This is a genomic window from Coprococcus aceti (assembly GCF_025567285.1).
Lineage (GTDB): Bacteria > Bacillota > Clostridia > Lachnospirales > Lachnospiraceae > Coprococcus > Coprococcus aceti.
In genome coordinates this window covers 367,651-392,314 of record NZ_JAOQJT010000003.1, presented here as the reverse complement: position 1 = coordinate 392,314, position 24,664 = coordinate 367,651, and the positions used below count along the sequence as shown (strand labels likewise).

The following is a 24,664-nucleotide window of genomic DNA, read 5'->3' as shown; positions in this document are numbered from 1 at the left end:
AAATTCATATGCTGACTTATCAATGTCTGCCGTTATGGTTCTGTATTTTATACATTACTCTTATGCGCAGCTGCCGGATTTTTCCAGTGCGCACATTCTTAAATATTATATTCCACTCACCTGATAATAGCAATAGAGCCGGTTACAAATCTTCTGCTGTGACCGCCCTCTCTTCGGCAATCCTGCACAATCCGCAACCGGCTCTGTTCCGTCTATTTTATTAAGTTTAGTTGTATTTTCATTTACTTCATGCTCTTGCTGAGTCCGCTCATTGCATACTCTGACAACTGTTTTCTGTAGAGAAGTGAACTGATCAAATACTCTATAACACCACCCAAAAGGATGGCCGCATATCCAAGGACAGCAAGTTTTACAAGCCCAAGGCTTATAACCTCTGATATATGATGGTGACACAGCCAGGAACTGATTGTCGACATGCAGGTTATTATCACCAACATAAACACAATAAAGCTTGCCACAAAATATTTGTAACATACACCGCAGAATATCATAGCTCCGAACAATATAAATATGATCATAAACAATGTATCCTGATAGTTTTCTGTATTCTCCGGATACATTCTGATAAGTATATATTTCTCCGCAACAAGTATTGTGAAAAGTACAAGATACACAACTGTGCTGACGATCACCGGCATTCCCACCTCCAGTTTTCTCTTCATCACGCTTGACTGCACATAGTCCGATGCATTCATGTATATTATCATCTGGTAGGCAAACATTCCAGTCAGCATAAAATAGAAACCGCCCAGAATATTCGTTCCGTGTGATGACAGTTCGACCACAAACCCTATTGCAGTGAACAAAATAAGCATCATCACATTTGTCTTTAACTTATATCCATATCTGAGAAGTTTAAAACCAAGTATCAAATCTTTCATCCCTTAATCCTCCTTGTCTAATATATATCATTCCTCCCGCCGGCAGGCGGGGCGGATAGTCTAAGCCGTTTCCAGCCTTGAACAACAATCTGTTAATCCATATCCAGATAAGACGCCTCAACCTTGCGGTACATATGTCTGCGCGTCACATATATTCCAACCGGCAGCAATACCGCCAGTGCTGCAACTATGAGCCATGTAAACTTCTGCAATCCCGAAGATATCGTTATATATATAACCGCAGCTCCCGATGCCCCTGATGACAGCATGGACAGCAGACTCATGACCTGAACATTCTGGACATATCTCGTAATGTTCAGCGCCCACACCGACAGATTTGCTGTGAGCAGTATCGACAGGCAAAGCAGTCTTACCGGGTTACCCACCATAATTTCATATGGTACGGCCACTATCACCATGCATATCGCGATCCTCGCCGGTCGGACAAGCAGATCCGCCGTAAGCGCATTCCGTAACATGGCTTTCCCCTTTGTTGACGTCTTCAGATAATCCATTCCAAGGCAGCCCTTCACACATATTGCACCGAATCCCCAATAATCAGCCATAACCTCGATCGCAGTCATGAGCGCCGCTCCCACACCGAGCATGACCGCTGTTACATAATATTTTCTCACTCCTATATCGATCAATGCCAGTATCACCCCCAGTATGATCGGTATCAACACATTACACACTAGCCGGTATTTTCCATTCGTAATGGCTCTGTAATCCTTTATTATCCTCATAATTACGCTCCTATAAATACGTGAAACACTCTAAGCAGTTTTTACTTTAATACCATTTTTGTATTATTCTTCATGACCGCCACACTTATCTGAAACAGCGATGGTATCTCCTTGCTCACATTCATGCCTGCAAGCTTGTCCAGATTCTCTGCAAGACAGATTCCCTCAAAGCCATAAGGATTCTTAGTCATGGTATAAAGGATCTTTGATGCCGCCTCCGCATCCTGGGCATCTCCCTTTATCAGTATGTATTTCTCCTTCAGGTCCTCCACAAATCCGCACTCGACCACATTTCCATGTTCCATGATGATCGCATAATCAGTGATACTCTCCATATCGGATATATTGTGTGTTGAGAACAATACACTCTTCTCCCCCGCTCCGTCGCTTATATAATCGCCGATCATCTGACACAGCTTGTCTCGCATAAGAGGATCAAGAGGCGATGCCGGCTCATCGAGCAGCAGCAGGTCTGTATCCCTCGCCATAACCCCGGCAAGCATCAGCTTAGTTCTGGTTCCATCAGAGAGTGCTGAACACTTTTTCTTCAGAGCAACACCGTCCGGGGAATCAGGAAATATCGCAAGTTCTCGGCAATATCTTTCGAACTCGTCCCTGTCAAAATTGTCAAAGAGCAGACTGCTTATCTCCTCCACATCAGATACAGTCCACTGTGGAAGGTAATATCTGCCTGTTCCCGTATAGCCTATCCTGTTCTTTACATCCGCCCTTCTCTCCTTTTCCTCCGATGAATACTTGTCAAAGAAAGTCAGCTCACCTTTGTAATCAAGCCTTATTCCTGAAAGCATATTGAGAAGTGTCGTCTTTCCCGCTCCATTTTCTCCGATGAGTGCTGTCGCAAATCCCTTTGGCACCCTCAAATCAGGTATATCCAGTGTAAATGTCTTAAACTTTTTGGAAATATTCTCCCCTTTTACAGCGCAGTCATAATTCATCATCCAATCCTCCATTAAACCTTAAACTCTCTTCACGTCTTTCTTTTTCCCTGTTCTCTGTCTGCTTTGTTCTCTGTCCGCTTTGTTCTCTGTCTGTTTTGTTCCCTGCCTGTCAGATTGTCAATCCTGTACCATAAGCAAGGCATCAAGCATATTCTTTAGTTCATCGTCCGACAACCCCGCAATACGTGCCGCAGCTATGGCCTCCGTCAAAGATGCCTCTACCTTTCGAAGATGCTGCTCTATCAGCATCTCACTGTCCTGTGCATTCACATAAAAGCCCTTGCCCTGTTCAGCCGTGACCAGCCCTTCCTGCTCCAGCAGCTCATAAGCTTTCATGGTGGTGATAACACTTATCTTCAGATCCCGTGCCAGCCCCCTGATGGACGGCAGATATTCGCCCTGGGCATATTTGCCCGCCAGAATGTCCGACTTGAAGCTGTCTGCTATCTGCTGATATATAGGCACTCCTGAGTTCTGAGAAAGTCTCATATGTACACCTCCTTAAACTGTTCTCAACTGTTTATATGTTATATATACACTATGTACAGATATGTGTCAACAACTTTTTACTCTAAACCCTAAAATAATAATATCTTCATCTCCTTGTCCACGCAAAAAATCCCCGCCGGCACTGATCTGTTCGGTACCGGCGGGGATTTATCTGTCATATTATTCTATTGTTCAAGCGGGCATGTTATCTGGAACATCTCCTCACACACCTTGTGTACAAGTCTGGCTGTCTCCGTGTCTGCCAGCTTGTAATATACCTCCTTGCCCTCTCTGCGGCTCACGATCAGGCCGCTGCCCTTGAGCTGCTTCAGGTGGTGCGATACGGCCGGATCACTCATCTCCATGGCCGCCGCTATGTTGCTGACACATTCCTCGAGGTGGCACAGCATCCAGAGTATCCTTAGCCTTGTGCCATCGCTGAGCTGTTTGAATATATCTGCCATGCTGCTGCAATCTTCCACAGACGGCATGCATTTTATGATCTTGTTCTCATTGTCGCAGTGACAATGCGGCAAATGTATCTCTCCCATGCGGTCTCCTCCTATTCTTTGAAGCTCAGTGCTCTTGTCGCATTTAATACCGCAAGGATCATAACTCCTACATCTGCGAATATTGCCCACCACATGTTGACAAATCCAACTGCGCCCAGTGCAAGGCATGCAAACTTGATCACAAGTGCAAATACTATGTTCTGGTGTACGATCCTGAGTGTCTTCTTGGATATCTTCATGGCTGTCGCTATCTTTGCAGGATCATCATCCATGAGGACGATATCCGCAGCTTCGATAGCTGCATCGGAACCAAGGGCTCCCATGGCAATTCCTATATCTGCTCTCGAAAGTACAGGGGCGTCATTGATTCCATCTCCGACAAATGCAAGCTTCTCCTTCTCTCCCTTGGCTGCGATGAGCTTCTCGACCTCATCCACCTTGTCTCCAGGGAGAAGTTCACTTCTCACCTCATCCACGCCAAGCTCGCTTCCGACTGCATCTGCAACCTTCTTCGCATCACCTGTGAGCATGACTACCTTCTCCACGCCTGCTGCCTTGAGACCACTTATAGCCTCCTTTGCATTTGGCTTGACAACATCTGATATGAGAATATATCCTGCATACTTTCCATCCACGACAACATGTATCTCTGTTCCAACCGATGTAGGAACCGCTGCCTGTATGTTCATCTGCTTCATGAGCTTGACATTTCCTGCGGCAACCTCATGACCATCAACAACCGCTGACACACCGTGTCCGCTGATCTCCTTTGCGTCTGTGACCCTGTTGTTGTCGATTTCCTTGCCATATGCCTCCTTCAGGCTCTTGCTGATAGGATGGTTGGAATAGCTCTCGACCAGCGCTGCCTTTTCAAGAAGATCAGCTTCGCTCATTTCTCCCTCAGGATGTATCTCTGTAACCTGGAACACACCCTTTGTGAGTGTTCCTGTCTTATCGCACACGACATACTTTGTGTATGAGAGAGCCTCAAGATAGTTGGAACCCTTGACCAGAATACCCTTTGCCGAAGCTCCGCCGATTCCTCCAAAGAAGCTCAGTGGAATGGATATTACCAGTGCACATGGACAGCTTATAACAAGTGTTGTCAGTGCTCTGATGATCCACTTGGACCATGCTGCAGGATTACCCATGATAATGTTTACCAATGGCGGAAGCACTGCAAGCGCAAGTGCTGCTATACATACAGCCGGTGTATAATACTTTGCAAATCTTGTGATGAAGTTCTCTGATCTGGACTTCTTCATGCTTGAGTTCTCAACGAGATCAAGGATCTTTGATACAGTTGACTCTCCAAATTCCTTGGATGTCTCGATCTTGATAAGTCCTGTGAGGTTGACACATCCACTGATGATCTCATCGCCGACATGAACCTCTCTAGGTACGCTCTCACCTGTGAGGGCACTTGTGTTGAGTGAGGATGAGCCCTCCACAACCTTACCATCGATAGGCACCTTCTCGCCCGGCTGTACAACTATGACTGTTCCGATCTGAACGTCATCCGGATCAACCTGTTCCAGCTTGCCATCCTTCTCTATGTTGGCATAATCCGGACGGATATCCATGAGTGCTGTGATATTCTTCCTGCTCTTGCCTACGGCGTAGCTCTGGAACAGCTCGCCTATCTGGTAGAACAGCATAACCGCTGATGCCTCCTTGTACTCACCGAGCACCATGGCGCCAACCGTAGCTATAGCCATAAGGAAATTCTCGTCAAATACCTCTCCGTGTATGATTCCGAGAAATGCCTTTTTAAGTATATCGTAACCTATGACGAGATATGGAATCAGGTAAGCCACGATCTCTATGCATCGCCACATAACTGACGGATTCTCAAGATCCACCATCCCGGTCTTGTCAAGCACCGTAAATGTGACAGCCATGGCAACCAGAAGAACCGCCGATATTATAATTCTTCTGAGCACTTTTTTCTGTTTCTTTGTCATAACATCCTCCTATCTGATAGAACACAGATCTTTCACAGTTAGCCGTGACTAAACAACCTGCTATACCATAATCCGGCAGTCATCATGCACATGCATAACCGCCTTTGGTTACATAAAGATCTCGCAGTCAGGCTCAACCTTCTTACAAGCCTTAAGTACATTCTTCATAACCTCAGCCTCGTCAGCTCCGTCGTCGAACTCAACGCTCATCTTCTGTGCCATGAATGCCACTGTTGCATCCTTAACACCTGCTACCTTCTTTGTAGCCTCCTCCATCTTTGCTGCACAGTTTGCACAATCAACTTCAATCTTATACTTCTTCATAATAGTTATCTCCTTTTCATTGTTCTCATTGAATCTATGAACATTTAAACATGTATTTAATTATATGTCAACAGTAAAATGCTATTCTTTTAAAAATTTATTTATATGAACATCTGTGCATTTTAAAAAACCTGTGTATATAACATATACACAGGTTTTTATTCCAGATATATCTGATTCCACTTTCAGATCATGTTTCAGATCCTACTTCAGATCCTCCACAAGCTCATAGAGAGCGATTGCTGAGTTGAAGTTATCAGGTATGATCTCATCACTTGGGATGACAACTCCGTACTTATCTGCTATCTCTGAAATGATAGAGATGATATCGAGTGACTCCAGGATTCCGTCGTCAACGAGTGCCTCCTCATTTTCAAAATCAACATTTGGCTTGATCTTCTTGAGCATCTCAATAAATTCTTTCATTGTTCAATTCTCCTTTGTATGATCTTCTCTGCAAACCATCTATACGTTCTGCTCTGCAAGCTTTCTTACTTCCTTTCGCAGAACTGAACCCTTGAACGTCTTTGGTATACTTTCAACATAGATATACTTTCTTGGAAGCTTGTAGCTCTCAAGTCTGTCAGCAAGAAAGCTTTCAAAATCAGCTTCCTCATAGCCATCCTTCTGCACGACCAGTATGACCGGAAGCTCTCCAGTGATCGGGTCTTTGATTGAAGTGTAAGCCACATCATCTATATGCTCATATCCAAGTGCAAGGTCTTCTATCTCTGCAGGAGATATCTTGCTTCCACCATAGTTTATCACATCATCGGCCCTGCCTACAAGTATGCAGTCGCCATCCTCATCCAGATATGCCAGATCCTTTGTCCTAACATATCCATCCACAATGGTCTCAGCAGTGAGTTCGGGGTCATTGTAATAGCCTTCCATGACTATAGAACCGCCCCAGGACAGAAGTGCCGGTGACTCCGGGCTGCCATTTGCAACCACGTTACCCTCGTCGTCAGAGAATCTTACGACCGAGTTCACGGTAGGTCTTCCTATACATCCTGTCTTGTTGCCATTGCCACTGAACTCCAGTATGCATGCGCATCCGGCTTCAGATGAACCATAGAAATTATACAGTCTTGTATGTGGAAGCAATCTGAGCAGCTTCTCCTTGTCTGACTCGGCAAGAGGTGCTGAGCCTATCTGTATATAATCAAGCTGATCTGCATAATCCGCGATCCTGTCATCAGACAAATGGAATATCATTCCGAGTGATGCCGGTGATATCGCCATGGATGTCACTCCGTATTTCTCTATGAGCTTCCACAGCGTTCCGATAAATACCATTCCGTCCATCAGACATACTGTGCCGCCATTTACCATGTCTGACTGGTATCTTCTTATTCCAAATGAATGGTTGAGAGGCATTGGTATTATCTCCACATTGCCCTTCTTCATGGCTGTTCCCTCGATGACATTGCCGGCTATTCCCACATCACCTCTGTGGTGCATGACAACGCCCTTTGAAGATCCAGTAGTTCCCGTTGTGAAGAGCAGCATCGATCTGTCCTCCTCACCCGGAAGCTCAAGCTCTGCCTCGCTCTCATCCTTCATCCTGGTTATTATTTCCTTCTGGCTTATACACTTTATTCCATCCACAGGCTTGTCTGATATGAGACATGCCGCGTCAACTCTCTGGCCTATCTCAACTGCCCTCTCTGCGGATGTGGATTTCTCTATCGGCACGACAAGCACCTGCATGTACTGCAGTGCAGTGAACACTGTCAGATAATCTATGTTCTGTGTGCATCTGATCATTACATGATCGCCCTTGCATATGCCCATATCCCGCAAAGCGTGTGCAGTCTTTCTTATATTGCTCCAATACTCTGCGTATGTGACTGTCTTTCTTAGCTCACACACCGCCAGAGTGTCCGGCTGCGTCTGGGCATACTCCTGAATATAATGTAATACCGTCTGCTTATACATTATTCGTTCTCCTTCTTGTACTTCTCCCATTCTACCATGAGACTGCTTTCCTCATCTGCCCAGGCATCACAGGCATCAGTCCAACTCTGCTTCTGCTCATCTGTAAGCTTACTCTGCAGGCCGTAATTGTCCTCTATATATTGTGCAAGATATGTGGTAACCTTCTTGGCACCCGCAATATTTACATGCTTGCTGTTGTAGAAATCTGTTGAATAATCCAGATTCAGTTCATCAAGAACATTGTTCATGTTCAGATAATCATATCCCTTTGAGGCTATGTACTCGTCAAGCTGAAGCTGCTTGGATGCCTGACCCTTTGATGGGTAGTAAGGTGTCGCAACCAGCAGAACCTTAACTCCGAGCTCCTCTGCCTTTGTCTCTATGTCATCGATATATCCGAGTGTCTCATCCGACAGATGAAGCTGTCCGTCAGACTCGAACACAGGCTCCTTGATCTTCGTGATCTTCGACCTCTGCCTACCTGTCTTGAACTCGTCCGTTCCCTGATTGAGTCTGTCTATAAGCACCTGTCTGTCAAATGTCAGCAGATTATCGTGATACTTCAGAATAGGGAACATGAGCTCGAACTTTGACTTCTCATCCGCTCTGTAATACTTCTGTATCATCTCAAACTTCGTCGATGATGGTCTCATGCCCGATGTCATGACCTCCATACGATAATTGTAATGCTCATCCTTTATCTTTGTGACATCGCCTCGTATGATAATACTTCTGACCTCAACCACAAACAGATCCAGATCCTGGGTCTTGGCAGCCTCCTCCATGAGATACGGCGCAAGTCTGATATCCTGAGCCGCAGTACCTATGAGCATCGATGTGTAACCCTGCTCCTCATACGCCTGGGTCGGTATCCAGTATCTGTACATCGAACTGGAGCCGATGAGCACCGTATTGATGGTGTTATCCTCCTCCGCATAGTAGTTTGTCCACACATCAGAGTCAAAATCCTGTGGTCTTGCCAGTTCTCCCGCCTTGTTCAAGCCAAGAAAAAGCACTGTACATATCGAAAATACTGATATTGTATATTTTATCCACGCTGGCATATCTTTCTCCCTTCTCATTAGAACTGTTCATATATAAATGATGCGCCCGCACCAGAGCCGTATACTCCGCAAATGGCAATGAATGCCAGACCTGCTGCCATAACCAGCCATTTAAATACTATGTTCTGCTTTGCAAGCCATTCTCTGACATCGCCTGTGCTGCCTCTTCTCTCCATGATCTCCTGCGCGATGGACACAGCAAGAAGGAGAAGGCATCCAAATATCAAAACTCTCCACTCTCTTCCTGAAAGCGAAAATTCATCCACAATATTATACACCTTTGAGTGATCAAACACCATGGAACGGATCATCCAGATCGAGCTTCGGATTCCCTGTCCCATAAATATGAGACGTCCTATGACACAGAGGATGAATGTTCTGAGCATTCTGAATATCTCCCAGCTTATGCAGTCAGTCTTTATCCTGAGCGCCTTTGTAAGCTTTGCCAGCGGTTCCTCAAAAAGTGTCGACATGCATATCAGCACTCCGTGATACAAGCCCCATGCTATATAATTCCACTTTGCGCCGTGCCAGAGACCGGTCAGCACCCACACACACAGGATAGGTATGCTCGCTGCAAATACCTTTCCTATCACATTTCCTAGGTGATCTCTTATCTTGACATTGAGCTTGAGGAACAGCTTTGATGTTGACACCGGGTAGAATACATATTCTCTGAAGAATGCACCCAGTGACAAATGCCATCTTCTCCAGAACTCAGGAAGTGTCTGTGAAAAGTATGGTCTTCTGAAGTTCTCTCCCAGAACGATGCCGAAGCACTCTGAAGTGCCCCTTACTATGTCCATACATCCTGAGAAATCGCAGTATATCTGGATGGAATATGCGATTCCCACTGCCAGGAATATTCCGCCATGATAATCAAATGTATGCCCAAATATCTCTTTTGTAAAAGCTCCTATCCTGTCAGCTATAACGATCTTCTTCACAAATCCCCAAAGCATGAGCCAGACACCTCTCATGATAGTGTCCATATTGAAGCTGTGCTCCTCCCAGAGCTGATATCCTACTTCCTCATATCTGGCTATAGGTCCCTGGGTAACATGTGGGAAATAAAGCACATATGACAGGTATCTGAAGAAATTCTTCTGCGCTGATATTCGTCCGTTATACAGATCCACGAGATATGAGATCATCATGAATGAGTAAAATGATATTCCCAAAGGTGCTATGAGATTCCAGTCAGGAATGCTCTGCAATCCGTCGTATGGTATGAATCTCTTTATATTGTCGAGCACAAAGCCAAATGCCTTGAACGCCGCCAGAACACCGATAACTATGACAAGTGCCCACACAAGGAACTTCTTTCTCTTCGCCTTCTCAGCAGCCTTGATCTTTCGTGCGGTTCTTCTGTCCGCATCCTTTGCCAGCTCCTCCTGCTCGTCCAGACTCTTCTGCAGCCTCAGTGAGAACAGATACACGACAACAGCCGTGGCAATGACCAGAAACAGGTACTCTATCCCGGCATATCCGTAGAACACAAGACTCGCAAGGAGCAGTATCACCCACTGTATCTTCTTTGGAACTATGTAGTATAGCACTATTGTACACAATAAAAAAACTATAAATGTATAAGTTACTACTGACATGTCCTCTCCCTCTTCTACAAGTAAAAATTATTTATACACTGCTAAACGCCGGCCAGTATTTTAACAGCAGCGCACATGCTACTGACATGACCGCCAGAACCAGCAGAGTTATCTTCCAGCCCTCTTTGAACATATACTTTGGCGACAGGCCGTATCCAACCGGTATCGCCCTGATGGATGTCGGAAGCATGTATGACAGGTTGACTCCCACAGATGCCACATATATGTACGGTATCGGATTGAGTCCGCAGCCCTGTGTGATGGATATTACCAGCGGCATGGCTACCGCAGCCGTGGCTGTGTTGGATGTCACATCCGACATGAGAAGTGTAACGGCAAGTATCACGAACACTGTGATAAATCCGCCCTTCATATCAAGCTTTGATATACACTCACCAAGTGCCTCTGCAGCACCGGATTTGTTGATGAGTGTTCCGGCGGCAAGTCCACCGGCAAATATATACATAAGTCCCCAGATGATCTTACCCTGAACATTCTTCCACACCATAATACGCTCTCCGTTCTTGTTGGTGAGAAGGAATGATACTATGGCGCATATGATAAATACATACGCCGGCTTGAGTCCCGGAAGTATGCTCTGGTAGAGCTGTCTGGTAAATGCAAGCACCGTGGCAAGAACAAATAACACAAGTGCTATCTTCTCCTCGTAGCTCATAGGAGGAAGCTCCTTGTATTTTGCTACAAAGTATTCCCTTGAACCGCCAAGCATCTCTGTCTTCTTCACATCACGGATCATGAACAGGATATTTACAAGCACAAGTATGAGCATGATAGGCAGGAATCTCACGACCCACGAAGAGTACATGTACTCCTCGCCTGTTATCTGCTGTATATATTCGACCGTCACAAGATTCATCGCACCTCCGAGCGGCGATGCCAGACCACCGAGTCCGGTTGCATATGCTATCGTAAGAAGTATCTTTGATGCAGTCTTGTTTGTCTTGATGTCGTCCATTCCTATATACTTGAGCATGGCGATCGCTATAGGTGTGATCGTCGCACATACCACTGCATTTGGAAGCACCGCTGACAGAACTGCAGACAACACAAACCAGAACACAAGCTGTATCCTCAAACTGCTGCCGATAAGTCTCAGGAATGTAATGGCTATCCTCTTGTCAAGCCCGGTATTCTCCCACATCACGCTTATGATGGAAGCTCCCAGAAGAAGCAGTATCGTCTCGTCTGCGTAGTTGGAAATGACCACCGACATGTCAGTCATCTGAAATATCGCATTTAAGGCTATCGGGAGGAATGCAGTTACCGCATAGTCCACCGGGCCTGTTACCCACCAGTACGCCATCCACATGATGGTTCCTATCGCTGCTCTTGACTCAAATGTCGTGAATACTCCGTGTGGCAAAAGTGCCGTAAACAGCCCGAATAACAATGGGCCGATCAGTAAATGTACTATTCTCTTTCGTTCTTTCATAAATATAGCTCCTATTTTCAATAAAACACTGATTTTAAATTATACACATTTAAGATTAATCTTTCATTTAAAAAATTAATATATATTAAAATCCACAGACATTATTCTGCATTTACCGGGATTTTAAATGTAAACAGGCTTCCTTTTCCGGGCTCACTGTCAACATCCACGATTCCGCCGTAATATCTGGCGATCTGCATTACCTGTGACAAACCCAGGCCAAAACCCTCCGCACTTCTGTCCGGCTCACCTCTGTAAAAACTCTCAAATATCTTTTCCTTTGTGCTCTTATCCATTCCCCGGCCCTCATCCCTGACCGAGATAAAATAGCTGTCATTTTTCACACCGCAGGACACATGGATATTACCTCCATCATTGCTGTACTTCACCGCATTTGACATCAGATTGTTCACGACGATAACTATATGGTTCATATTCGCTTTGACCATCGTCGGCTTCAGGTCGTAGGTAAATTTAAGATTCTTCTTACAGATGTACTCCACATCATCGCACACAGACTCCACCGCATCCAGCAGATCTACATCCTCAACCGCTATGACTGCGTTTTCATTGTCCATGACCGACATCTGAAGAAGCTGTTCTATGAGCCCCTTCATACGTGAGGTCTGTCTCTCGAATACCTCTATGCTCTCAAGCATCTCCTCATCGCCATTCTTCTCCGCGATCTCCCTGGAAAGCTGACACTGGGCATGCATGACTGCTACAGGCGTTCTCAGCTCATGGGATACATTTGCATTGAACTCGGCCTGTCTCTCAAGCTCCTGATGGACTTTTCTGTACAGGTTGTTATTCGCATCGGTCAGCATATCAAGTTCTTTGAACGGACCGTCATACTCCAGATTCTCTGTAAAATCAAGATTGTCCACGCTCTTATCTATCGAACGGTTCAGGCTTCCCATTGGAACTGCTATCAATTTCCTCAAAGCAAATGCATATATCACAAATGCTATCAGCACGATTCCAATAACACAGTATGATTTATATAACAGTTCACTGTAATTGCTCTCTATATCCCTGACGGATACCATGACACAGATCTTGTATTTAGAAGTCTTCTTCAGCGGCTCTTTGTCTGTTCTTCCCTGCCTGACGACCGCAAAATACTTGACCTTCCCTGCATCTATATGCATAAGATCTCTTATGCTTATATCCGGATTATCCGCATATTCCTCAGGCACCTCGCCGTCAAGGATCTCGCCGTCATTTCCCTGAAGGAACACATATATCTGCTCATTACTGTCCGGATCGTCTTCACGGTCGTAAAATCCATCATCTATATGTGGCTTCTTCTGTGAATCATACACTATGTATCGTCTGATCTGGGCTACCTCCTGTGTCAGCTTCTTATAAGCCATCAGGTTCATATCATCCTTCATAAGATTGTTCTGGATGACCAGCAGACAAGATATACCCACCACCAGAATAAGCGCTGTAATTATAATAGTGTATGTTACAAATGATATTTTTCTCTTTAACATTCCAGTTTATAGCCGACACCTCTTATAGTATGGATCAGCTTCTCCTCATAATTATCGTCTATCTTCCTTCTCAGATAACGGATATACACATCTATCACATTTGAATTGACATCGTCATCTATGTTCCAGATGTTCACCCGTATCTGTTCCCTAGTTACTACCACATTTCTGTTTCTGGCTAGGTACTCAAGGATAGCATACTCCCTGACCGTGAGATCAATTACCTTTCCATCCCTGATCGCCTGTCTGTTGTTCATGTCGACCACCAGTGAACCACAGGTTATCACATTCTCATTTACCGGATTCTGGGTTCTCAGCATGACCCTGAGTCTTGCCATAAGCTCCGAGAACTCAAATGGCTTTGTCATATAATCGCTGGCTCCGGCATCCAGTCCCCTGACTATATCCTGTGTCTCCGTCTTGGCCGTGAGGAAAAGCACAGGAACCTGTATCCCCGCATTTCTCATCTCGCGCAGGACTGTTATTCCGTCCTTGTTCGGGATCATTATATCCATGATCGCCCCGTCGTAATTCTCCGCTTCCATATAATCAAGTGCCGCCTGTCCGTCATAACAGGCATCCACATTATAGCCCTCTTTGACCAGCTTACTGCATATTATGCTGTTCAGATCCTTCTCATCCTCAACTACAAGTACACGCATACATCCATCCTCCCTGTCATTTTCATCTGTTGGCCACTACAGTATATCGCTGCACGATCGCTGAACAGATATATATTGCCATGCTTTTATGAAAATAACATTAAAAGCCGTCACTTACATCTGCCAAATGTAAATAACGGCTCTCAAATGCTGTTTTTATCTATTCTGTCTTACCGCTCTTCTCATCGTAGGTATCAAGAAAGCTGTGTCTCACGCCTCCCTGCTTGTACTCTATAAGGGTATCGATATTGACATTCTCCACACTCTTGAATATGTTGCCCTCCACAAACGGATTTGTCTTCTTGAGTGTCGCTATAAGCTGCTTGATCTCCTGACGCTTGGACTTCGTCTCCTCATTGTTACATGTTGTGCATGTGTCAGTGAACTTACATGCGCACTGTATGAAATGAAGCTCGTTGTAATCTCTCCACGCCTTGATGTCGTCCTCTCTCACCATATAGAGAGGTCTGATTAGTTCCATTCCCTCAAAATTGGTGCTGTGGAGCTTCGGCATCATGGTCTGCATCTGCGCTCCATAGAGCATACCCATGAGTATGGTCTCTATGACATCATCGTAGTGGTGTCCAAGAGCTATCTTGTTACAGCCAAGCTCCTTCGCATAGCTGTACAGATGGCCTCGTCTCATTCTTGCACAGAGATAACACGGCGACTTCTCTACGTTATACACTGAATCAAATATATCAGACTCAAATATCTGGATAGGGATGTTCAGCATCCTGGCATTATCCTCTATGACCTTGCGGTTTGCCGGGCTGTAACCCGGATCCATAACTATGAACTTGAGTTCAAATGGGAACTTGTTGTGCCTTTTCAGCTCCTGAAAACACTTTGCCATGAGGAAGGAATCCTTGCCGCCCGATATACATACGGCTATCCTGTCGCCCTCCTTCACCAGCTCATATCTGTTGATGGCCTTTGTGAAGTTGCACCATATCTTCTTGTGGAACTTCTTGCGGAGGCTCTTCTCAACATCGGCACATATATCAGTCTGTTCCTGCTTGCCCATGGTGTAGAGCAGCCATGATATATATCCGCCTTTGAGGCTCACCGCATCGTATCCCAGCTCTGTAAGTCTCTCCGCCAGCGGAATGCTGTTGGTTCCGTGGGTGCAGCAGATGATGAGTTTCTTTCCCTTTGAGTTGTCCCCGGGCATATATTTCTCAACCGGGAATATCTCACTGGCTGTCTCCGCCAGATTCTCTGGCATCAGCCTGTCCGTCTGGACTGCCATCGCACCCGGGATGGCTCCGTGGGATATCTCAACTTCATCCCTGATGTCAACTATCAGATATGAATCCTTATCCAGTTCCTGTATCTCTTCTATTGTGATTTCATTTGAAGTTTCTTTTGAGTTTTCTAATGCCATATCCCTGTCACCATTTTTCTTAGTATTACAAATAAGCTATTTTTATATATGATACTGTCTGCTGCATATGGCATCGCCGTCATCCGCAGCTTACTCCTTACCATCCCAGCAGTATGTACAAAGCTTGCACTTCTCAACTCCGCACGCCTCAAGCATATCGTCAAGTCTGTTGAATCTGAGTGATGTGAAATGCAGCTCCTTGCAGATCTCATCAACCATCTTCTCATACTTCTCTGAATCAGGATCTGTGTACTCCTGAAGTACCTCATCTGTCACATTTCCATTCTCAAGTCTCTCGATAACTCTTCTTGTTATAAGATCCATCTCTGATGATGATCTTGAGAAGTTAAGGTATTTACATCCGTATACAAGTGGTGGACATGCAGGTCTGATGTGCACTTCCTTGGCACCGCTGTCAAACAGATACTCGGTTGTCTCTCTGAGCTGTGTTCCACGCACGATGGAATCGTCTATGAGCAGAAGGCTCTTATCCTTTATAAGATCCTCAACTGCCAGAAGCTTCATCTTGGCTATGAGATTACGCTGGCTCTGTATGGTCGGCATAAATGAACGTGGCCATGTCGGTGTGTACTTGATAAATGGTCTTGAGAAAGGTATTCCAGACTCATTTGCATAGCCGACTGCATGCGCTGTTCCTGAATCCGGAACTCCGGCTACGATATCAGGCTTAACGTTATCTCTCTTTGCCATGCTGGCTCCGCAGTTGTATCTCATCTGCTCTACGCTCATACCCTCGTATGAACTTGCAGGGTAACCATAGTATACCCACAGGAAGGTACAGATCTTCATGTCCTTGCCCGGTTGCACAAGCGTCACGCAGTTTGACGGTGTGAGTACAACAACCTCACCAGGACCGAGTTCTTTATAGTCATGATAGCCAAGGTTCTTGTAGGCAAAGTTCTCAAATGACGCACAGAATGCACCATCTTTCTTGCCTATGACCACAGGAGTTCTTCCACGCATATCCCTGGCTGCATATATTCCATTCTGGTTCATGAGCAGGAGTGACAGAGAACCGTCTATCTTCTCCAGCGCATATCTTATTCCATCTATCAGATTATCCTTCTGGTTGATAAGGGCTGCCACCAGCTCTGTGCTGTTGATATCCCCTCCGCTCATCTCAAGGAAATGTGAATGTCCCTGATCAAATATCTCCTTGGATATCTCGTCAACGTTGTTGATCTTGCTGACTGTCGTCAGGGCATATGTTCCGTGATGTGAACGCACTATGAGTGGCTGTGGCTCATAATCGGATATACATCCTATTCCAAAATAACCCTTCATGTTCTGCATATCTTTGTCGAACTTTGTTCTAAATGGAGCATTCTCGATATTGTGTATGGATCTGTCAAATCCCTTATCTCCATACACTGTCATGCCTCCGCGTCTTGTTCCAAGATGTGAATGATAGTCTATTCCAAAGAACAGATCAAACACACAGTCATCTTTTGCCGCTACTCCAAAAAATCCACCCATTGTTTTCCTCCTGAAGTGATAAAAATTTGTCATTTTCGCAAACATATCTATATTAGCATAGTATCGGCGGTGATTACAATACCTTCATCGCCAACTTCACTATCCCCGCAATGAAGATCAGCACAGCCAGTCCGAAAAAGCAAACCTCCATCTCTCTGTACACCTTGTTTGACTTCTTCTCATAGGCCGTTCTCTTTTCCCTAGAGTATAAAAGTTTATACTCGCTACCGATAGGATGTTTCTTTCTGTTTATCTCCTGATTTACCATATAAGAATCCGGCTCACCGCTGTATGGATCGATGTATTCCACTGTGGGTTGTGCATATCCCGGCAATTTTGTCCTGCCGGTCAGGGTATCGTATCCTATGATCTTTCCGGTTATTTCCTACATTTAACACATTCTCACTGTATATAAACATTCTATCATTTAACCAACTACTGAAAAAGATCTGTATTCATACCAAAGACATCAATAACTTTCAAAATATCGGAAAGTTCATCCCTAAATTTCTGACGATACTCCTCCATGTCACCATTATCCCTGCCATTGTTACTAAGTTCAAATAAATCTCTGTCATTCTTTATCGCTACTGCCACCATATTGCCAGCGATCTGTATCTCCATAAATCCTTCAAGTCCCATAAGTCCCTGCATAAGCTGTGGCGTCAATACCCTCAAAGCAAGCTGGCTGTCAGAGGCATATATATCGAACCTGTTATCAAATGACGCGTTGCCCGTCATAAAACTGTTACGTGAATTCTCAGAACCCAATACTCTTGATAATATGCCACTTTTCTTTTCATTTTTCATTCTTCGACTAATTCTCTCCTGGATCTGTACAAAACCATTAACATTCTTGTGGGAAGTAGCCATTATGAGCTGGCCTTTAAAATTAACAACATTATCGCCAGGAAACTCACCGTCCGGTGAACCCTTTGTTTCCGTTCTGAGTGTGAGATCACTGAATGTAAATTCTACTCCCCTGTATATTCCATGTATAAAGTCAGAACCATCCATATTATTAAATGAAGGAAGAATCGGACAATTATGTAAAAATGCCTCATTTGTATATCCATTTGGCATGTATTCAATCACATGCAAGCGCTCTCCAAGGACACTCCGTACAACATACTGTCCCATGAGTTCCTTGAGGTCTTTAAGTTTATTTGTCTCCATATATGAGAACAGGAAAAATCCGCCTACAAACAAAGCCGGAATCAGCAGCCAAGCAGAGTCTAATTCATAGCCATTTCTAGATACCACCATAAACGCAACAAATGGCGCAAATATTCCTATAAAAGAAACAATCTTAAACACCTTAAGCACTTTACATAGTTTGCGTTTTTCTAATATTTCCGATTCTATATTCTGATCCATCTTCTCATCTCCAAACTGTGATAAATACGCTATACGAATCTCAGAGCCTTACCGAACTTTTATCTCATAAAAAAATCGCCCTATACTGATATATAATATACCAGTATAAGACGAATTCAAACTTAATTAAAAAGGTTTTCCCTGAATCCTAGCCGATGCTCTTAACGCTTTCTCCCTCTATCAGGGAATATGGCACTATCTCATGTTCACCAGCTGCTGCATAATTTATATGCTTGAGCATGATGTCAACACTTCTCGATGCCATGATCTCTGTATTCTGGTTTATTGTTGTAAGTCTTGGTACACAGTATCCTGCCAGCTCTATTCCATCAAATCCAGTAACTGACAGCTCCTCCGGAATATGTTTGCCCAGATCAGCAGCCGCTCTCATGACGCCGATCGCTATCGTATCACTGAGAGCCATGATTGCTGTAACCTCCGGCTGTTCCTCCAAGAGACGCTTCGTGGCCTCATAACCTGCCTTCATAGAATACCTGCACGGAATATATGTAAACTCCGCCCGGTCATCATGCTGCCACTCATCTATAGCCCTCTTGCAGCCTTCATATCTATTGAAACTTATCTGTTTCTCGGACACCTGCCCTCCTATGACTCCGATGCGTCTGTGGCCTTTTTCAAGAAGATACCTTGTCATATCGTATGTCGCTGCCGTGTCATCTATCGTTATGGAGGATATGTTGTCATTTGCAAGAATCTCTCCGCCGGTCGTGATTATGACTCCCGGGATCTCAAACTCTTTCACACGCTCATCAAAAAGTGCAAGATTGGCACCCAAAAACATGATTCCCTTCGGATTCACGCTATGAGTGAGTTTGATGGCATACTCGATCTCGTCACCATCCTCGTCTATGTACTCCACTATGACATCCTCATCATATCCAGCAAGCAGGTTCTGTATCCGCTCTACTATATCCGCAAACAACATATTCTGGTTTCCTTTTATGATGACAACCACCGCCGATTTCGCTGACATTTTGAGGAGCTTTGCGTTGACGTTCGGCTCAAAGCCGTTTTCCTCTATAACCCTGAGTATCTTCTCTCTGGCTGCATCGCTGACTCCGGTCTGATTGTTGATCACCCTGGACACGGTTCCGATACCATAACCTGATATACGTGCAATATCCTTTATTGTCATAAGCTGTATCCCACTTTTCTCTTTTATTCCCAATAATTATATTATCCCAATATGTGGAGGTCAAGAAAATACTCTACTTATCATTTCCCGGTAAATATTTTTAGAGAGTACTTTTTCACATCTTGCTTCTCCCGGTCATCAGTGTAAGTCTGCCTATTTCCTCTGCAAGATCATCATCCGTATCGTCGGATATCATGCGCCACCTCCAGTTATCGCCAACTGTGGATGGCTTATTCATCCTCGATTTATTGTCTAGCCCCAAATAATCCTGCATCGGTATAATACAAAGATCTGCAATACTTCTCATAGCAAGCGTGATAAATGGGACATTGATCAGACGGTCCGGTGTATAATGAGCTGCCATATAATCCCTTGCCATGTCTCTGGATCTCTGATCTATACTGCTCCACCAGCCAATAAGGGTCTCATTGTCATGGGTTCCCGTATATACAACACAATTTCGTATGTAATTATGTGGAAGATAATCAGATGCCGCCCCGGTGTCTCTCACATCAAAGGCAAACTCCACAACCTTCATTCCCGGAAATCCGGAATCATGCACAAGCTTTCTGACCGAATCAGTCACAAAACCAAGATCCTCGGCAATGACATCTCTCTTACCCAGAGCCTTTTCTATATTCCTAAACAGATCCATCCCAGGACCCTTTTTCCACTTGCCATTCACAGCTGTTTCCTCCCCATATGGAATGGCATAACATTCATCAAAGCCTCTGAAATGGTCAATCCGGACTACATCATAAAGCTTATAGCTGTGTCTCATTCTGGCTATCCACCAGCTGTAACCGGTCTGCCTATTCAGCTCCCAGTCATATATTGGATTGCCCCACAGCTGTCCGGTCTCCGAAAATCCATCAGGCGGACATCCGGCAACCTCATATGGACATCTGTCCTCATCCAGCCTGAAAAGCTCCGGGTGTGCCCACACATCTGCGCTGTCCATGGCTACATAGATTGGGATATCTCCTATGATCCTTATATGGTTCTTGTTGGCATAGCTCTTTAGTGCATTCCATTGAGTATAGAACAAATACTGCATGTACTGCTGAAAATGTATCTCCTCCGCAAGCTCAACCTGCATTTTCTGCACTGCATCAGGCTGCCTGTTTCTTATATCCTGTGGCCACTCTGTCCACGGAATTCCACCAAGCGAATCCTTTACAGCCATAAATAGTGAATAATCATATATCCACTCTTTGTTCTCGTCCATGAACAAAGAAAACTCCATGCTGTCAGTCATTTTCCATCTCTCATATGATTTTCTCAGGATTGGATATCTTCCTTCATATATTGTTCTATAATCCACATACCTGCCATCGTCGCCCCAGTCTCTCTCTCTGCACTCGCGGTCTGTGAGCAGTCCCTGATCCACAAGTGTATCAAGATCTATAAAATATGGATTTCCCGCAAATGTCGAAAACGATTGATACGGTGAATCCCCATATCCCGTAGGTCCCATAGGAAGTATCTGCCAATAACTCTGATGTGCAGCTCTGAGCCAGTCGACAAAACGATATGCCTCTTTCGAGAAACTTCCAATTCCATACTTTGACGGGAGGCTTGATATAGCAAGCAGTATTCCTGCTGATCTTTCCATCTGAAATCTCTCCTTTTAACCAATTTCAGGCGGCTGAGAATCTCACAACCGCCTGTTTTTTTACACTTAATAGTATTTTATCTTACTATCCCTTTACAGCACCGGCTGCAACACCCTTGATGATGTACTTCTGTGCACAGAGGTAGAATACAACAACTGGAATGATCGCCATAACAAGACACGCCATGATCGCTCCCATATCTACTCTTCCGTAGCTGCCCTTCATATACTGAACAACTATAGATATCGTCTTGTATTTCTTGATGTCGAGTACCAGATATGGCAGAAGGAAATCATTCCATATCCACATAGCCTCAAGTATTCCTACAGATATGTAAGTAGGTTTCATGATAGGGATAACAACCCTGAAAAATGTATTGAGCGGCGTACATCCATCTATCATCGCAGCCTCCTCGACCTCCAAAGGAATGGACTTGATAAATCCGCAGAACATGAATACTGCAAGACCTGTTCCAAATCCAAGATACACGATCACGATTCCCCATGGAGTAGTAAGGTGAAGTGCATCCGCAGTTCCAGCCAAAGTAAACATAACCATCTGGAAAGGTATTACCATAGAGAACACGCAGAGCAGATATATGATCTTTGTCACCATATTCTTGACTCTGGTTATATACCAGGCTGTCATAGAGCAGAACAGTAGAATTGCTGCTACTGAGAGAACCGTTATCACAACTGTCCAGCCCACTGCCTTTATGAAATCATACTGTGTTATAGCCGTTTTATAATTGTCCAGGCCTATGTAGCTGTGCTCATTTGGCAGTTCAAATGTCTCCAGACTGATAAACGTCTTGGCTTTCAGAGAGTTTATAATTACGATTATTATCGGTGAAACAAATATTATGGAAATAATGGTAAAGAATAAAGTAGCCAGAATTCCCATAGCCGTCGGTTTTCCTTTCACTCTGTATACCGGTTTTTTATCCGCTGTATTTGCCGTTTTCTGTATCTTTGCCATTACTGCTGCACCTCCTTTGATCTTGTAAGCCTAAGCTGTATGAGTCCTATCGCTACTACCAGTATAAAGAATATGACTGCCTTGGCCTGACCTACTCCCTCATATCCTACTCTTCCATAAAACGTCTCATATATATTGAGCGCAAGCATCTCTGTCTTATGAAGAGGCTCGCCTCCTGTGAGTGCCAGGTTCTGGTCAAACAGTTTGAACGAGTTGGTTATTGTGAGGAATGTACATATAGTTATGGATGGCATCATGTTCGGGATCGTAACTCTGAAAAGTCTCTGTGTTCTATTTGCGCCATCAATCATGGCCGCTTCCTGAATGTCTTCAGGTATTGCCTGAAGTCCTGCAATATAAACAATCATCATATATCCTATCTGCTGCCAGCACACCAGTATAACCAATCCCCAGAAACCGAGGACTTCATTGAGTTTCAGGGCTGTGTCAAACTTTGAGAATATGGCATCAAATATAAGCTGCCATACATATCCAAGTACGATACCACCTATAAGATTCGGCATAAAGAATATCGTTCTGAATACATTAGTTCCTTTGATCTTCTGTGTAAGTGCCAGTGCCACAAGAAATGCAAGAACATTTATAAGCACAAGTGTGACAATCGCAAATAATGTTGTAAACTTAAATGCATCCGGGAATGTTGAGTCCTTGAATGCGTCTATATAATTCTGTAATCCTACAAATTCAGCGTCCCTTATGGTCGTGAACTTACAGAAGGACAGATATATTCCCTCGGCAAATGGCACGATAAATCCTATAACAAACGCAGCCATTGTCGGTATCAGAAACACCGGCCAATATCTTTTTATCGTTTTCTCCATAATTTTTTTGATAACCTCCACTCTGTTGCATATCAATTTTCTTTCCAATATCTTTTGAGTCTAAAAATGGATATGTAGACATATTTGCATATGAATACATATCCATCTCTAGTCTGGCACCTCCGGGTATGAGCTGCCTTTGCAAAGCTGTTAGCCTTCCTGGTGTCCTGCAGCTTGCAGGACTTTATTCATATTTTAAGTTGGGTTTATTTTGTGATGTTTTTTATTTTTGGGTTGTGTACTATTGTTTATTTGTTAATATGTTTTATTTTGACTTTGCTGCAGCAGCCTCTTTAGCCCATCCATCTACAAATGCGCTCTTTACAAGATCCCAGTTGGCATCTGTCTGATCTGCCGCATATGTTGTAAGTGCTGATCCGAGGTCGTTCTTCCACTGCTCTGATGGCATTGTTGTGAAGTTCCAGCTTACAGGTGTCTTGCCCTCTGCTACATACTCATTTGCAATGTTTACAAGAAGGTTTGTTGACTCAATGTTCTTCTTGAATGGTGTTACAAATCCCATTCCATCAGCTCCTGATGGCATAGCACCCTCTGAACCACAGATTGCCTTAAGTGCGACATCATCTGTAGCACACCACTCCATGAAGTCAAGAGTTGCCTGGATATCTTCCTCTGAAGCCTTAGCATTTACACACCAGTAATTCTCACTTCCTGTACAGAGTCCCTGATTCTCCTCACCATCTACTCCGATATAGATAGGGAGCATTCCGAGGTTGTCATCGCCAAGTGATGATACATCTGAGTATGCCCATGTACCATTCTGATAAAATACTGCCTGTCCTGAAACAAACTCTGCAACCGCATCATCACCAGTCTTTGTGCTGAGCTGCTTTGGATCGGTTGTTGAGTTGTTGATGTACAGATCCCATACATTTCTGTAATTATCAAGATATGTACCCTTGATCGCATCTGTAGTATCGATTCCATCAGCCTTGTATTCATAGTAGATTGGAAGATTTGCAAGATGTGTCTTGAATCTCCAATCTGATGATCCGTCCATTCCAGCTGATGTAAATGCTGAGAATCCTAATTTGTCTGAGTTAGCTGTTATATCCTCTGCCACCTTCTTGAGGTCTGCAAATGATTTGATATCATCCTCTGTGTATCCAGCTTTGCTTAAAAGCTCTTTGTTGTAAATGATTCCGTATGACTCTATAACATATCCGATTCCTGCGACCTTATCGCCATCCTTAAGTGCAAAGTCCTCAGATGTGAGTTCTTTATACACCTGTGATGATCCAAGATCATAACAATAGTCCTTCCAGGAAGCAAGACCAACCGGTCCATTTACCTGGAACAGGGTAGGTGATTCTGACTTACCCATCTCACTCTTAAGAGTAGTCTCATACTGACCAGAAGCTGCTGTAACTACCGTAACATCAACGCCTGTCTTCTCTGTGTACACCTTAGCAAGCTCCTGCCACTGTGCATCCTGCTCCGGCTTGAAGTTCAGATAATATACAGAGCCCTTTGCATCTGCCTTCTTTCCCGCTCCATCTGAATCTCCTGAGCCACATCCTGTCAACATGGTACCTGCCATCATAAGTGACAGTCCAAGTGCCGCAATACCTTTCTTGTTCATATTGGTTCCTCCCATAAAATAATAAAAATTTTTCCTTCAGTCATCTCTTATACGAGCTGCTTAATGGTTACTTTGTTTTTTCGGAA

General features: G+C 44.3%; 23 protein-coding genes. All 23 read right to left on the bottom strand.

The window, feature by feature from the left end; translation table 11 throughout:
• Positions 1 to 242: 242 nt before the first annotated feature.
• Positions 243 to 902, bottom strand: coding sequence for a hypothetical protein (locus OCV54_RS06715; RefSeq protein WP_055223180.1), 660 nt, complete (start codon positions 900 to 902; stop codon positions 243 to 245).
• 92 nt (positions 903 to 994) lie between these two features.
• The gene (locus OCV54_RS06710) at positions 995 to 1,648 is read right to left on the bottom strand and encodes a hypothetical protein (protein ID WP_055223178.1); all 654 of its coding nucleotides are present in this window, start codon (positions 1,646 to 1,648) and stop codon (positions 995 to 997) included.
• Between the two features lie 41 nt (positions 1,649 to 1,689).
• Positions 1,690 to 2,607 (bottom strand): ATP-binding cassette domain-containing protein, encoded by a 918-nt coding sequence (locus tag OCV54_RS06705; RefSeq protein WP_238051478.1) that lies wholly within the window; start codon positions 2,605 to 2,607, stop codon positions 1,690 to 1,692.
• A gap of 117 nt (positions 2,608 to 2,724) precedes the next feature.
• Positions 2,725 to 3,096 (bottom strand): GntR family transcriptional regulator, encoded by a 372-nt coding sequence (locus OCV54_RS06700; protein ID WP_022058324.1) that lies wholly within the window; start codon positions 3,094 to 3,096, stop codon positions 2,725 to 2,727.
• A 185-nt stretch (positions 3,097 to 3,281) separates the two neighbouring features.
• Positions 3,282 to 3,647: an ArsR/SmtB family transcription factor gene (locus OCV54_RS06695; RefSeq protein ID WP_022216672.1), complete on the bottom strand. Its 366-nt coding sequence runs from the start codon at positions 3,645 to 3,647 to the stop codon at positions 3,282 to 3,284.
• 11 nt (positions 3,648 to 3,658) lie between these two features.
• Positions 3,659 to 5,572, bottom strand: a complete 1,914-nt coding sequence (locus OCV54_RS06690; protein WP_055223176.1) for a heavy metal translocating P-type ATPase — start codon at positions 5,570 to 5,572, stop codon at positions 3,659 to 3,661.
• Between the two features lie 108 nt (positions 5,573 to 5,680).
• Positions 5,681 to 5,899, bottom strand: coding sequence for a cation transporter (locus OCV54_RS06685; RefSeq protein WP_055146474.1), 219 nt, complete (start codon positions 5,897 to 5,899; stop codon positions 5,681 to 5,683).
• 201 nt (positions 5,900 to 6,100) lie between these two features.
• Entirely contained in the window at positions 6,101 to 6,322 is a 222-nt protein-coding gene (locus tag OCV54_RS06680) for an acyl carrier protein (protein WP_015533823.1), read from the bottom strand.
• 39 nt (positions 6,323 to 6,361) lie between these two features.
• Positions 6,362 to 7,837, bottom strand: a complete 1,476-nt coding sequence (locus OCV54_RS06675; protein ID WP_055223174.1) for a class I adenylate-forming enzyme family protein — start codon at positions 7,835 to 7,837, stop codon at positions 6,362 to 6,364.
• Positions 7,837 to 8,919, bottom strand: a complete 1,083-nt coding sequence (locus OCV54_RS06670; RefSeq protein ID WP_242849717.1) for a hypothetical protein — start codon at positions 8,917 to 8,919, stop codon at positions 7,837 to 7,839. Before OCV54_RS06670 ends, OCV54_RS06675 begins: the two co-directional genes overlap by 1 nt.
• Positions 8,919 to 10,508 carry an MBOAT family O-acyltransferase gene (locus OCV54_RS06665; protein WP_022216668.1) on the bottom strand — a complete coding sequence of 530 codons (1,590 nt, stop codon included), beginning with the start codon at positions 10,506 to 10,508 and terminating at the stop codon, positions 8,919 to 8,921. The genes OCV54_RS06670 and OCV54_RS06665 overlap by 1 nt, the downstream gene beginning before the upstream one ends.
• Before the next feature lie 31 nt (positions 10,509 to 10,539).
• Positions 10,540 to 11,961 carry an SLC13 family permease gene (locus OCV54_RS06660; RefSeq protein WP_055146480.1) on the bottom strand — a complete coding sequence of 474 codons (1,422 nt, stop codon included), beginning with the start codon at positions 11,959 to 11,961 and terminating at the stop codon, positions 10,540 to 10,542.
• A 101-nt stretch (positions 11,962 to 12,062) separates the two neighbouring features.
• Positions 12,063 to 13,460 carry a sensor histidine kinase gene (locus OCV54_RS06655; RefSeq protein WP_055223170.1) on the bottom strand — a complete coding sequence of 466 codons (1,398 nt, stop codon included), beginning with the start codon at positions 13,458 to 13,460 and terminating at the stop codon, positions 12,063 to 12,065.
• Entirely contained in the window at positions 13,454 to 14,122 is a 669-nt protein-coding gene (locus OCV54_RS06650; RefSeq protein WP_015533818.1) for a response regulator transcription factor, read from the bottom strand. The genes OCV54_RS06655 and OCV54_RS06650 overlap by 7 nt, the downstream gene beginning before the upstream one ends.
• Positions 14,123 to 14,282: 160 nt before the next feature.
• Entirely contained in the window at positions 14,283 to 15,509 is a 1,227-nt protein-coding gene (locus OCV54_RS06645; protein WP_055146486.1) for a PP-loop family protein, read from the bottom strand.
• 90 nt (positions 15,510 to 15,599) lie between these two features.
• On the bottom strand, positions 15,600 to 17,006 hold the full coding sequence (locus tag OCV54_RS06640; RefSeq protein WP_055223168.1) for an amidophosphoribosyltransferase: 1,407 nt from the start codon (positions 17,004 to 17,006) through the stop codon (positions 15,600 to 15,602).
• Between the two features lie 73 nt (positions 17,007 to 17,079).
• The gene (locus OCV54_RS06635; RefSeq protein ID WP_156327904.1) at positions 17,080 to 17,316 is read right to left on the bottom strand and encodes a hypothetical protein; all 237 of its coding nucleotides are present in this window, start codon (positions 17,314 to 17,316) and stop codon (positions 17,080 to 17,082) included.
• Positions 17,317 to 17,441: 125 nt separating this feature from the next.
• Entirely contained in the window at positions 17,442 to 18,383 is a 942-nt protein-coding gene (locus OCV54_RS06630; protein ID WP_055223166.1) for a DUF3137 domain-containing protein, read from the bottom strand.
• A 148-nt stretch (positions 18,384 to 18,531) separates the two neighbouring features.
• Positions 18,532 to 19,539 (bottom strand): LacI family DNA-binding transcriptional regulator, encoded by a 1,008-nt coding sequence (locus tag OCV54_RS06625; RefSeq protein ID WP_022216662.1) that lies wholly within the window; start codon positions 19,537 to 19,539, stop codon positions 18,532 to 18,534.
• A 115-nt stretch (positions 19,540 to 19,654) separates the two neighbouring features.
• Positions 19,655 to 21,154, bottom strand: coding sequence for a 4-alpha-glucanotransferase (malQ, locus tag OCV54_RS06620; protein ID WP_055223164.1), 1,500 nt, complete (start codon positions 21,152 to 21,154; stop codon positions 19,655 to 19,657).
• Positions 21,155 to 21,239: 85 nt separating this feature from the next.
• On the bottom strand, positions 21,240 to 22,133 hold the full coding sequence (locus OCV54_RS06615; RefSeq protein WP_082423632.1) for a carbohydrate ABC transporter permease: 894 nt from the start codon (positions 22,131 to 22,133) through the stop codon (positions 21,240 to 21,242).
• Positions 22,133 to 22,975 carry a carbohydrate ABC transporter permease gene (locus tag OCV54_RS06610; RefSeq protein WP_055223162.1) on the bottom strand — a complete coding sequence of 281 codons (843 nt, stop codon included), beginning with the start codon at positions 22,973 to 22,975 and terminating at the stop codon, positions 22,133 to 22,135. Before OCV54_RS06610 ends, OCV54_RS06615 begins: the two co-directional genes overlap by 1 nt.
• A gap of 265 nt (positions 22,976 to 23,240) precedes the next feature.
• Positions 23,241 to 24,578 carry an ABC transporter substrate-binding protein gene (locus OCV54_RS06605; RefSeq protein ID WP_055223160.1) on the bottom strand — a complete coding sequence of 446 codons (1,338 nt, stop codon included), beginning with the start codon at positions 24,576 to 24,578 and terminating at the stop codon, positions 23,241 to 23,243.
• Between the last annotated feature and the right edge of the window lie 86 nt (positions 24,579 to 24,664).